Origin of the sequence: Corynebacterium sp. BF-R-2 (assembly GCF_024586525.1) — a bacterium.
GTDB lineage: Bacteria > Actinomycetota > Actinomycetes > Mycobacteriales > Mycobacteriaceae > Corynebacterium > Corynebacterium singulare.
Genome location: NZ_JAMFTP010000002.1, coordinates 39,809 through 51,671, shown reverse-complemented (window position 1 = coordinate 51,671; position 11,863 = coordinate 39,809). Strand labels below are relative to the sequence as shown.

Annotated in this window: 9 protein-coding genes and 1 tRNA gene; 9 read left to right on the top strand and 1 reads right to left on the bottom strand. The window is 61.0% G+C overall.

Annotated elements, in window-relative coordinates; translation table 11 throughout:
* Positions 1-308 precede the first annotated feature (308 nt).
* The 4 genes from M5J09_RS01350 to nrfD all read left to right on the top strand — a co-directional run bounded on the left by M5J09_RS01350 (position 309) and on the right by nrfD (position 6,747).
* Positions 309-1,199 carry a PRC and DUF2382 domain-containing protein gene (locus M5J09_RS01350; RefSeq protein ID WP_257156725.1) on the top strand — a complete coding sequence of 297 codons (891 nt, stop codon included), beginning with the start codon at positions 309-311 and terminating at the stop codon, positions 1,197-1,199.
* Between the two features lie 123 nt (positions 1,200-1,322).
* Positions 1,323-4,595 carry a formate dehydrogenase-N subunit alpha gene (fdnG, locus tag M5J09_RS01345; protein ID WP_257156724.1) on the top strand — a complete coding sequence of 1,091 codons (3,273 nt, stop codon included), beginning with the start codon at positions 1,323-1,325 and terminating at the stop codon, positions 4,593-4,595.
* A gap of 5 nt (positions 4,596-4,600) precedes the next feature.
* Positions 4,601-5,644, top strand: a complete 1,044-nt coding sequence (locus tag M5J09_RS01340) for a 4Fe-4S dicluster domain-containing protein (protein ID WP_257156723.1) — start codon at positions 4,601-4,603, stop codon at positions 5,642-5,644.
* On the top strand, positions 5,641-6,747 hold the full coding sequence (gene nrfD / locus M5J09_RS01335; RefSeq protein WP_257156722.1) for an NrfD/PsrC family molybdoenzyme membrane anchor subunit: 1,107 nt from the start codon (positions 5,641-5,643) through the stop codon (positions 6,745-6,747). The genes M5J09_RS01340 and nrfD overlap by 4 nt, the downstream gene beginning before the upstream one ends.
* Here nrfD and selD read toward each other — a convergent pair.
* A complete protein-coding gene (selD, locus tag M5J09_RS01330) occupies positions 6,734-7,714 on the bottom strand; it encodes a selenide, water dikinase SelD (RefSeq protein ID WP_257156721.1) in 981 nt (326 codons plus the stop codon). The genes nrfD and selD overlap by 14 nt on opposite strands.
* A 35-nt stretch (positions 7,715-7,749) precedes the next feature.
* On the opposite strand from selD, the gene M5J09_RS01325 reads away from it, so the two are divergent.
* From M5J09_RS01325 to M5J09_RS01305, 5 genes are all read left to right on the top strand, one after another.
* A tRNA-Sec gene (locus M5J09_RS01325) sits at positions 7,750-7,844 on the top strand.
* A 21-nt stretch (positions 7,845-7,865) separates the two neighbouring features.
* On the top strand, positions 7,866-9,152 hold the full coding sequence (gene selA / locus M5J09_RS01320) for an L-seryl-tRNA(Sec) selenium transferase (RefSeq protein ID WP_257156720.1): 1,287 nt from the start codon (positions 7,866-7,868) through the stop codon (positions 9,150-9,152).
* Positions 9,153-10,919: a selenocysteine-specific translation elongation factor gene (selB, locus tag M5J09_RS01315; protein WP_257156719.1), complete on the top strand. Its 1,767-nt coding sequence runs from the start codon at positions 9,153-9,155 to the stop codon at positions 10,917-10,919.
* A gap of 274 nt (positions 10,920-11,193) precedes the next feature.
* The gene (locus tag M5J09_RS01310) at positions 11,194-11,475 is read left to right on the top strand and encodes a type II toxin-antitoxin system RelE/ParE family toxin (RefSeq protein WP_144791952.1); all 282 of its coding nucleotides are present in this window, start codon (positions 11,194-11,196) and stop codon (positions 11,473-11,475) included.
* Between the two features lie 8 nt (positions 11,476-11,483).
* Positions 11,484-11,783, top strand: a complete 300-nt coding sequence (locus tag M5J09_RS01305; protein WP_257156718.1) for a HigA family addiction module antitoxin — start codon at positions 11,484-11,486, stop codon at positions 11,781-11,783.
* The last annotated feature ends 80 nt before the right edge of the window (positions 11,784-11,863 follow it).

The window sequence follows — 11,863 nt, the reverse complement described above, 5'->3', positions numbered from 1 at the left end:
CCTGTGATGACCTCTGTGCGACCTCGGTGAGGTCTAGTTGGAATCCGAGAGGTAAGAAACTGGCCAGTGTGGTGCAATGACAGCTCCGTTACCTAATCGTTATAGGCTGTGTGACCTGCGGCAAAGGCATCAAAAGTTGAAAAATGGGGTCACAGTGGTGGCGAGATGTTGATTTGTCCGTATCGTGGATGGCAGAGCAAACGAAATAGCAAATCGCGCTCTCCTGAACGTTGGATTCGGGGGTAGCGACTGAGTTTCACTGTTTGCCGCCGATAAATAGACCAATTATAGGAAGGTTCAGAGAAACAATGGGCAAGAACATCAAGGATCTTTTCGACGCAACCGCTTACGACAACGCTGGCGAGAAGCTCGGCTCTGTCAAGGAGGTCTTCGTTGATGAGCAGACCGGTCAGCCGACCTTCGTTGAGGTCAACCACGGCCTGTTCGGCATGAACTCCAGCCTGGTCCCGCTCCGCGGCCACGACTTCAATGGTGATGACCTCAAGCTGGCTTTCTCCAAGGATCGTATTGAGGGCGCCCCGGACTTCGACTCCGACAAGCCGCTGACCCCGGAGGCACAGTCTGACATCTTCAAGCACTACAACCTGGAGAACGCCCAGGACGTCACCACCTACCGTGACGAGCGCACTGACACCACCACCGGTGCTGGCGTTGCTGGCGCAGGTGCTGCAGGCGCTGGCGTTGCCGGTGCAGGCGCAGGCGCTCACGCAAACGATGAGACCGTGACCACCGAGCGCACCGAAACCACCGACCGTGCTGCTGCCACCGACACCGCCGCTGGTCACAACCTGACCGACAACGACAACGAGCTCATCCGTTCCGAGGAGCGTCTGGACGTCAACAAGGAGCGCGTTGCTACCGGCGAGGCACGTCTGCGCAAGTACGTCGTGACCGACACCGAGACCGTTGAGGTCCCGGTCGAGCGCGAAGAGGTTCGCGTCGAGCGCACCCCGATCTCCGAGGCAGACGCTGCCAACTTCAACGGCACCATCGGTGACAACGACACTGCAGAAGCTTCCGTCACCCTGCACGAGGAGCGCGTGAACGTTGACAAGAAGACCGTCCCGGTTGAGAAGGTCAACCTGTCCAAGGAGACCATCCAGGACACCGAGACCCACACCGAGGAGCTGCGCAAGGAGCAGATCGATACCGACGGTATCACTGAGACCCGCAAGTAATTCGGGCTAAACGCAAGGGCTTGGAGCTTTAAGGCTCCAAGCCCTTGATGCTGTTTTCTACCCCTTTTAGGCCCCTGTGCGGTCGGTCTAGAAAATATGAACTCCAGGCAGTAGATTTGAGGCATGTCTCGTTTTAGTCCGCTGAACTGGCCGGTCGTCCGCCAGATCCGCAACAAGGATGCCTTCGGCCGTGACCTGTCTACGCAGTCGGCCAAGAGCGAGGAGCTGCGCGGCCGCACCGTGGACGCGGACCGCGTGGTCCAATCCGTGTGTCCCTATTGCGCGGTGGGCTGCTCCCAACGCGTATACGTCAAGGATGACCGCGTCATCCAGATCGAAGGTGACCCGGATTCCCCGATTTCGCGCGGCCGCCTGTGCCCCAAGGGCTCGGCCTCTGAGCAACTCATTAACTCCTCGTCGCGCGTCACCACAATTAAGTACCGTGCACCTTATGCCACCGAGTGGCAGGACTTGGATGAAGAAACCGCGATGAACATGATCGCGGATCGCTTTGTGGAGTCGCGTAAGAAGCATTGGGAGGACGTCGATAAGCAGGGGCGTCCCCTCAACCGCACTATGGGCATCGCCGGACTGGGTGGTGCAACACTGGACAATGAGGAGAACTACCTCATTAAGAAGCTCTTTACGGCAACCGGTGCGATTCAGGTTGAGAACCAGGCGCGCATATGACACTCCGCCACTGTTCCTAGTCTAGGAACGTCGTTTGGCCGCGGCGGCGCAACCCAACCGCTGCAGGATATGGCGAATGCAGACTGCATCGTCATTGAGGGTTCCAACATGGCCGAGTGCCACCCAGTGGGATTCCAATGGGTAGTTGAGGCTAAGAAGCGTGGTGCACGCATCATCCACGTTGATCCGCGCTACACGCGCACGTCTGCGTTTGCGAACCGCCACATTGGCATTCGCGGTGGTACGGATGTGGTGCTGTTGGGCGCCATCATTAAGTACGTGCTGGACAATGACCTGTATTTCCACGATTACGTGGTGAATTACACGAACGCTGCGTCCATCATTTCGTCCGACTTCAAGGACACCGAGGACCTTGAAGGTTTGTTCTCCGGCTATGATGCGGAAACGGGCAAGTACGTCACGGATTCGTGGCAGTACGTGCGCAAGCCTGAGGGCTCGTCGTGGAACGTGGAGAAGGATCCGACCCTAGAGAACCCGAACACGGTGTTCCAGATTCTCAAGCGCCACTACTCGCGCTATACGCCTGAGATGGTGGAGGAGACCTGCGGTATTTCACAGGAGGACTTCTACTACCTGGCGGATTCCATCGCGGATAATTCCAAGCCGGACCGCACTACCTGCTTCGCCTACGCACTGGGCTTTACCCAGCACACTCTAGGAGCACAGTTCATCCGTACGGCGGCGATCTTGCAGCTGCTCATGGGCAATGTGGGCCGCCCTGGCTCCGGCATCATGGCCCTGCGCGGCCATGCCTCGATTCAGGGGTCGACGGATATCCCGACGCTGTTCAACTCCCTGCCGGGGTACCTGCCCATGCCGCACGTGGAGCAGGCGAACTGGAGTGACTATCTCGACTCCTTCCGCAAGGAAGACCAGAAGGGCTTCTGGCAGTTGGGTGAGAACTATGCGGTCTCACTGATGAAGTCTTACTGGGGTGACGCGGCCACCGAAGAGAATGAGTGGGGATTCAACCTCATGCCGCGCCTGTCCGGCGCGCATTCAACGTATGAAACCCTGTTGGCAATGCTCCGCCACGAGGTTGAAGGCTACTTCGTCTTTGGCCAGAACCCGGCAGTAGCGCAGTCCAACGGCGGCATGCAACGCCGTGGACTGGCGGCACTGAAGTGGCTGGTTGTGCGCGATTTCCAGGAGATTGAAACCGCCAGCTTCTGGAAGGACTCTCCGGAAATCAAGAACGGTGAGCTCAAGACCGAAGAGATTGGCACCGAAGTCTTCCTTATGCCGGCAGCTACCCACGTGGAGAAATCCGGCACGTTTACTCAGACTCAGCGCATGGTGCAGTGGCGCTTCCAGGCGGTTCCGCCGCCGGGCCAAGCCCGCAGTGAGGCGTGGTTCTTCTACCAGCTGGGAAAGAAGATCCGTGAGCGTCTTGCTGATTCAACTGACCCGCGTGACCTCCCCATCAAGTCCATAACATGGGATTACACCGAGGACGAGCACGGCGATCCGAGCTCGGATGAGATCTTGCGTGAAATCAACGGCTACTACCTTGATGGGCCCAAGAAGGGCCAGCTCTTGCCTAGCTTTGGTGAGATGCGTGCGGATGGCACAACGTCTGGCGGCTGCTGGATTTACACCGGTATCTACAAGGACGGCATCAACCATGCGGCAAAGAAGGTGCCGGATTCGGAACAGAACGAGGTTGCCTTGGACTGGGGCTGGGTATGGCCAGCTAACCGCCGCATTCTCTACAACCGAGCCTCGGCAAAGCCCGATGGAACTCCATGGTCGGAGCGCAAGAAGTACGTGTGGTGGGATGAATCCAAGGGCATGTGGGTTGGTGACGACGTGCCTGACTTCCCAGCAACGAAGCGTCCGGATTACGTGGCGCCCGTCGATGCCGTGGGACCAGACGCCCTCGATGGTGATGATCCCTTCATCATGCAGGCAGACGGCTTGGGCTGGCTATTTGCACCGCAGGGGTTGTCCGACGGGCCCCTGCCAACCCACTACGAGCCACAGGAGTCCCCGGTCACGAATGCGCTGTACAAGCAGCAGCAGTCGCCAACGCGCTTGACCATTAAGCGTGAGGACAACCTTTCCCGCCCCGAGCCAGGGGAGGTCGGCGCGGACGTTTTCCCGTTTGTCTTCTCCACCTATCGCCTGACGGAGATGTATACCTCAGGTGCTATGTCACGCCGCCTGCCGTTCCTGGCGGAGTTGCAGCCAGGCTTGTTCTGTGAGGTGGATAAGGACTTGGCGGAAAAGCGTGGACTCGTTAATGGCGAGTGGGCCACCATTGTCTCGCCGCGCGGCGTTATCGAGGCCCAGGTTTTGGTGACCGACCGCATGGAGATGCTCACCATCAACGGCGAGGAGTTCCACCAGATCGGTCTGCCGTATCACTACGGCGAGTCTGAAACCACCGATGTGGCCGGCGATGGAGCGAACGACCTGCTGGGTCTGACGCTGGAGCCGAACGTGTTCATCCAGAACTCTAAGGTGGGCGCGTGTGATATTCAGCCGGGACGCCGCCCACGCGGTGAGGCTCGACTGGATTTGCTGCGTGAATACCAGGAGCGCGCGAAGCTGACGGTGGAGTCAGGAAACCAAGTTCTTGATGTGAGCGACGCGTTCACCACGGAGGCACGGGCCACCGACGAGAACACTGGTAATGACTCCACAGCGGGCAACGTGGCTGATTATGAAAGCAAGGAGGGCTAATAACCGTGGCGAATGCATTGACGGAGAAAGCCGACAAGCACGGCTACGAGTCCTACCAGCGCATGGCGTTCTTCACCGATACCTCCATTTGTATCGGTTGTAAGGCCTGCGAGGTGGCGTGTAAGGAGTGGAACCGCAACCCGGTTGAAGGCTATGCGGTGACTGGAAACTCCTATGACAACACCGGCTCGCTTGGCGCCAACACGTGGCGCCATGTGGCCTTCATTGAACAAAACAACGAGCGCATTGAACGCGCTCGTGAAGAGGGGCGACAGCTCATTTCGCTGGGTATGCCTACTGTTCAGCCGTCCACGACGCCGCCCGACACCGATGACTTCCGCTGGCTCATTTCCTCCGATGTGTGCAAACACTGCACCAATGCCGGCTGCCTCGATGTGTGCCCGACGGGCGCGTTGTTCCGCTCGGAGTACGGCACCGTGGTGGTGCAAGACGATGTATGCAATGGCTGTGGTACCTGTGTGGCGGGCTGTCCCTTTGGCGTCATTGAGCGCCGCGACGATGGCGGTGTGACGCTCAAAGCCGATAAGACCGCGACCGTGGATTATGAAGTCCCAGACCACGCGGGCATCAACGTGCTTGCCAAGCTTAAGCAGCTCAAGCCGCAAGGCCAAGATCATGTGCCGGGACAGTCCATGCCCATCAAGAACTTGGGCGTGGCTCAGAAGTGCACCATGTGCTACGACCGCCTCAAGATTGGTGAGCAGCCGGCCTGTGCCAAGACCTGCCCCACGGACTCCATCCAGTTCGGCCCGTACGAAGAGATGCTGGCCGCAGCTCAGGAACGTGTACGTGTTTTGCACGAGCAGGGCCTGACTGAGGCTCGCCTGTATGGTGCGAACCGTGAGGATGGTGTGGGTGGCACTGGCTCCATCTTCTTGCTTCTGGACTCTCCTGAGGTCTACGGCTTGCCGCCGGATCCGCGCGTGCCCACGGCGGATTTGCCGCAGATGTACAAGACCGCGGCGAAGGCTATTGGAGGTATGGCGCTGGCGGTTGCCGGAGCATTCGTGATGGGAGGCCGCAAGTGAGCGAATTTGATGAGTACCGTCCACCGCAGGAGCCTAGGCGCTTCGGAGACAAGAACGGTGGCACTAAGGGCAGAAGGAAGCGCAAGCGTCTAGGCGCGGGTGCCCAAGACGGCTCCAAAGAGCAGCGCATGGCAGAGGACTTCGAGTTCTCCTCCTACTATGGCAAGCCCGTGGTCAAAGCCCCGCCGTGGGAGTGGCCCATTGGTGGTTACCTGTTCCTCGGTGGTCTGGCTGGTGGCTCGGCGCTGCTCGGCGCAGGTGCGCAGGCGACCGGCAACAGGGAGCTGAAGCGGTCGACGCGCTTGACCGCCTTCTCGGCGGCCTCGGTAGGATCAGTTTTTCTCGTGCTGGACTTGGGCCGCCCGGAACGCCTGCTCAACATGTTCCGAGTGTTCAAGGTGACCTCGCCGATGTCCGTTGGTTCGTGGATCTTGGGTAGCTTCGCTGGCGCAGCAGCTCTGCCAGCTCTTGTGGAAGCCGATGAGCTGGTTGGCGGGGTAGTGCCTGCGCCCGTTCGGGCTCTTCTTGACCAGGCCGCTGGCCCAGCGGGAGTTGTGGCCGGCGTGTTGGGCGGTCCGCTGGCCGGATACACAGCCGTCTTGCTGGCGAATACCTCGAACCCGACATGGAATGACGCAAAGAAGCACTTGCCGTATGTCTTCGTATCGTCGGCGTCGGCAGCCGCATCAGGTGCCGCGATGGTGTTCACTCCCGTGGAAAGCGCAGGTCCTGCACGCGCCTTGGGCATGGCGGCCGCAGCGAGCGACCTCGCCGCGACCCGCACCATGGAAGAAAACATGGAGCCGGAGCCCAAGCGCCCGCTGCATGAGGGCGTGCCCGGAAAGCTCATGAAGGCCTCCGAAGCACTTATCGCCACAGGTGGCGTGGGTACCGTCGTGGCAGCGCTGACGAAGTCACGGGCGGTGTCGGTGGTCTCGGGGCTAGCACTGATGGCGGGCTCAGCCTGCACACGTTTCGGAGTTCTCAACGCCGGGCGCGAGGCCGTCAAGGATCCCTCAACCACCATCGGACCGCAAAAGCGCCGCGCGGAGGCCCGCCGCCGTGCGGAAGGCCTCGGAACCTCGACGGTTACGAGCGGATAGTAATCCGCGCCTCACCTGGGACGGTTCGGCCAATGACCGGATAGCCGGGAACCTCACCGATGACGAGGAGGCCGCCGGAGGTCTGGGCATCAGCAAGGAAGACGAGGTCTTCTTCACTCAGGTCGGCGTTCAGGTGGGGGTGTACCCAGTCGAGGTTGCGGCGCGAGCCGCCCGGGATGAACCCTTCTGCCAGGGCTTCCTTCGCGCCCTCAATGGCAGGAACAGCGGAGAAGTCTAGCTCCGCACCGATTCCTGAGGCGCGGCACATCTTATAGAGGTGGCCCAACAGTCCGAAGCCGGTGACGTCGGTGGCGGCACGTACCCCGGCTGCTACCGCGGCAGCGGCCGCATCGCGGTTAAGCGTGGTCATAGAGTCCACCGCGGCCTGGGAGACCTCGCCGGTGGCCTTGTGTTTATTGTTGAGGATGCCCACGCCAATCGGCTTGGTCAGCGTGATGGGAAGCACGGCCTCGGCGGCGTCGTTGCGCAAGATTTTGTCCGGGTGGACGATGCCCGTGGCCGCCAAACCATAGGTGGGTTCCGGAGCAGTGATGGAGTGACCGCCAGTAATGGAAATGCCGGCCTCACTGGCGATATCCATGCCGCCGCGCAGAACCTCGCGCAAAATGTCGAGGCCAAGCACTTCGCGCGGCCAGCCCACGAGGTTGATGGCGGTGATGGGGGTGCCGCCCATGGCGTAGACGTCGGAAAGCGCATTGGCAGCGGCGACGCGGCCCCAGTCATACGGATCGTTGAGCATCGGCGTGAAGAAGTCCGCGGTAGAGATGACCGCGAGACCATCTGGGATGCGCACGGCGGAGGCATCGTCGCCGTCGTCAAGCCCCACGAGCACGTTGGGATCAGCGGTTCCCACGAGGCCTTCAACAGCGGACTCGAGTTCCCCCGGGGGAATCTTGCAGGCGCAGCCGCCACCGGCGGCATAGGACGTTAACTTGATGTCAGACATAGGTACTATTTTAGCCGCGTGTAAGGTGTGCAGGCGGAGGCGTACGTGTCCTGGTGGGCGCCCCGGTCTTCAAAACCGGTGAGGCCGAGTATCTCGGTCTGGCAGGTTCGATTCCTGTCCGTCTCCGCCATCCGTGCTGCTAGGAGGACCCATGACGACAGACCCCCGCCGCTTCATCCCCAAGATGGATGTGATCCTCCAGTATCCGGCGGTGCGCTATGCGCAGGAGCGCGTCGCACCCCATAAAGTGCGGGCGATCATCGACGCCGTGCTTGACGACGTCCGCTCCGGCACCCTCCCACCCTCCCTCATTGAAGAGAAGCTAGAAGAGCGTTTGAACAGCTCACAGCCGTATTCTTTGCGCCCGGTCATCAACGCCACCGGCGTTATCATTCACACGAACTTGGGCCGTGCACCGTTGCCGCCAGCGGCGGTGGACGCACTGGTAGCCGCGGCATCCTACACCGACGTGGAGATGGATCTGGAAAGCGGTCTGCGCTCACGCAATAGGGGGCGCGCGGCACGTGATGCCGTGCTGGCGGCTTGCCCCGGCGCGGAGGATGCGCTCGTGGTGAACAATGGTGCCTCCGCGCTGCTGCTAGCTACTGCGGCCCTAGCACCCGGCAAAGAGGTCATTATCTCCCGCGGGGAACTCATTGAAATTGGTGCGGGCTTCCGCCTGCCCGAACTTATTGAGTCCACAGCGACGCGTTTGCATGAAGTCGGCGCGACCAACCGCACGCATGTAGCGGACTATGAGCGTGCGCTGGGTGAGGGCACTGGAGCCATCCTTAAGGTGCACCCCTCTAACTTTCGCATTAGTGGTTTTACGTCGTCGGTATCGGTGGCACAGCTGCGTGCGCTCACAGACTTGCCGCTCATCGTGGACATCGGTTCAGGCTTACTCACACCGGATGCGGTGTTGCCGGAGGAACCGTCCGCCAGCGAAGCCTTGCGGGACGGCGCCGATATCGTGTTGTTCTCCGGGGACAAACTGCTGGGCGGACCCCAAGCGGGCGTGCTCGTGGGAACGAAGGACGCCATTGCTGCATGCACGAAGCACCCGCTGGCGCGGGCCGTGCGTATTGACAAGCTGCGGCTCAACGCGTTGGAGGCGGCGCTGTCAACGTCCGCACATGCGGTGCACGAGGCTCTGCACATCTCACCTGATCGCCACAGGGAGCGCACGGAAAAAATTGCTGCTGCGCTGGGTGCCGAGGTTGTGGACCATGATGGTCGCGTAGGTGGTGGCGGTGCTCCGGAGGTACCGTTGCCCGGCTGGGCAGTGGCGTTGCCGGAGGAGCTGGCGCGCCCGTTGCGCCTTGGGGCGACACCGGTCGTGACGCGCGTGAGCCACGGACGCTGCCTGGTCGATGTGCGCTGCGTGCCGGAGAGCCAGGACGCGGAACTTATTGCGGCACTACAGGCGGTGATGTAGATGTACGTCGTTGCCACCGCAGGCCACGTGGACCACGGCAAGTCCAGCTTGGTCAAGGCGCTCACCGGAATGGAGCCGGACCGCTGGGAGGAAGAACAGCGGCGTGGACTGACCATTGATTTGGGCTTCGTGTGGACAAAGCTGGACTCCGGCGCGGATGTGGCCTTTGTCGATGTACCGGGACATGAGAAATTCCTGGGCAACATGCTGGCCGGGGTGGGCCCCGCGCCGGTTGTGCTCTTTGTCGTGGCGGCCGATGAAGGCTGGCAGGCACAGTCCACAGACCACCGTGACGCGGTGCGTGCTCTGGGCGTGCAGCACGGCGTGGTGGCGCTCACGCGCGCAGATCGTGCAGATGATGCTCGCCGCGCAGAAGTCATCGCACAGGTCAGAGCGGAACTGGCGGGAACAGCGCTTGTCGACGCCCCCCTCGTCACCGTCTCCGCCACAACCGGGGAGGGCGTGGACACACTGCGCAGGGAGCTCGACGCCGTACTCGCTGAGATGCCCGCTCCCGATGCGACAGCACGTGTGCGGCTATGGGTTGACCGCGCCTTCAGCGTGAAAGGTGCTGGAACCGTCGTGACGGGAACGTTGGCGGCCGGAACCATTGCCGTGGGCGATGAACTCGTGCTGGGGGAGAAGAAGGTGACGGTCCGCGGACTGCAGAGTGAGAACGCCAGTGTGTCTTCGGTAGGGCCGGTCTCCCGCGTGGCGGTGAACCTGCGCGGAGTGGACGCGGATGAGGTACATCGGGGCGATGCGCTGCTGAGCCCTCAAGCGTGGCGCGTGCTCGACACCGTGGACGTGCGGCGCACCTTTGGCTCGGAATTATCTCAGCTCCCGCAGAACATCGTGGTGCACAGTGGTACCGCCGGTGTGGGCGCACGGCTGCGTCCCCTTGGAGGCGACTTTGCACGCTTGACCCTGGACCAGCCTCTGCCGCTCACGCTTCTCGATAGGTTCGTCGTGCGCAGCCCCGGCGGACGTCACGTTGTCGCGGGCGTCGAAGTCGTGGACGTGAACCCGGCGGAACTGAGTCGGCGCGGCGACGCGAAGAAGCGGGCGGTGCAGCTGGCACAGACGTCCCCGCGGGATCCCGCAGCGTGGCTGAAGCGCTGCGGCTATGAGCGCGTAGAGAACCTTGTGCGCGATGGCTTCGTTGTGGAGGGCAAACCAGCCGGGATCATCGAATTCCGTGAGTGGTGGATTGCCGCCAGCCAAGTGACCACCTGGAAGGAGGCGCTGCTGGGCGCGGTGAAGAACCACGCTGAATCCAATCCACTCGCGCCAGGCCTGCCGCACGCAGCAGCCATGGATGCGCTGGGCCTGAGCGAACCAGCATTACTGGGACTGGCAGTAGCCGCGGCCCACGTGGAATCGTCCGAGGGTGTCCTGCGCCTGCCTGGACAGACCGTGGACCTCGGCCCCGCCGAGAAAGGCGTGGCCGAGCTTGAACGGCGCCTCCGCGACGAACCATTCGCTGCCCCGGAAGCGGAGGACCTCACAAGACTAGGACTTGGCCCCAAAGAGCTTGCTGCAGCCGAGCGCGCCGGGCGCGTGCTCCGCCTGCAATCAGGTGTGGTGCTCTTGCCCACGGCACCGCGTCGGGCGCAGGACATCGTCGCAGGGCTGGAGCAGCCATTTACTCTCTCGGCCGCGCGCAAGGCCCTGGGCACGACCCGCCGAGTGGCCATTCCGTTGCTGGAGCACCTCGACTCGATCGGAGTGACTCGCCTAGTGGATGGGCAGCGAACGGTGCGCTAAGTCCTAGTGGGCGGCTGCCGAAATGAACGAGCGCGGTGCTAGGAGCAAAGGGACCAAAGTAAGGGAACCATCTGTGGGGCGGTGTCGGAGAAAGTCCAGGTCAGCGTATGAGGATAAGCGCATAAGGTACTAATTAAAAGGTGCCTTCTAGAATGTCATTGTCATGGGGGAATCAAGGCAGTCTTAAGCTCCGGAAAATTCTCCAGGATTCAGTGTCAGAAACTTAACGGAGATCGTTATTGACGGATTCCGTTATGGTTTGTAGATTGAGGTCATGATCCAGTCCTTTGCTAACCGAGACACCGAGCTTGTCTGGTTGCGCCGAGCGTCACCGCGGATCGATTCGAGAATCCACAAGACCGCAAATAGAAAACTTCATCAGCTTGATGCGGCGGTTTCCCTGCAATCGCTGCGAATACCGCCGGGCAACCGGTTGGAAGCTTTGAAAGGCGACCGACGGGGAACATACAGCATTCGTGTCAATCAGCAATGGAGGATTACTTTTCGCTGGACTGAAGCAGGTCCGGCGGACGTGGCGATAGAGGATTATCACTAAGGAGCGATATGAGTACCAAACTGTATCCGCCAATTCATCCCGGAGAAGTACTCAATGAGGATTTCATTAAGGCATTCGGGATCACACAACATAAGCTGGCCATGGCCATTGGGGTCCCGCCACGCAGGATTAATGAGATTGTCCACGGCAAGCGCGGAATCACCGCAGATACTGCGTTGAGGCTAGGAAAGTATTTCGGGATAGAACCGCAGTTCTGGCTGAACTTGCAAGGAAGATACGAACTCGAGGTAGCTGAGGATTCTATCGCCGAAGAAGTCAACAGTATTGAGCCGCTCGAAGTGGCCTGAGTGCAAGATTCAGTAACGCGAACGGTTCGACTGCACGCGGCCGCCGGAGTGTGAGTGAACGGAACGTCGGCCGCCGACAT

Bases quoted from the DNA above. Each gene is read 5' to 3' on its own strand.
- M5J09_RS01350 (WP_257156725.1), top strand. From the start codon at position 309: ATGGGCAAGAACATCAAGGATCTTTTCGACGCAACCGCTTACGACAAC.
- selD (WP_257156721.1), bottom strand. From the start codon at position 7,714: ATGTCTGACATCAAGTTAACGTCCTATGCCGCCGGTGGCGGCTGCGCC.
- selA (WP_257156720.1), top strand. From the start codon at position 7,866: ATGACGACAGACCCCCGCCGCTTCATCCCCAAGATGGATGTGATCCTC.
- selB (WP_257156719.1), top strand. From the start codon at position 9,153: ATGTACGTCGTTGCCACCGCAGGCCACGTGGACCACGGCAAGTCCAGC.
- M5J09_RS01310 (WP_144791952.1), top strand. From the start codon at position 11,194: ATGATCCAGTCCTTTGCTAACCGAGACACCGAGCTTGTCTGGTTGCGC.
- M5J09_RS01305 (WP_257156718.1), top strand. From the start codon at position 11,484: ATGAGTACCAAACTGTATCCGCCAATTCATCCCGGAGAAGTACTCAAT.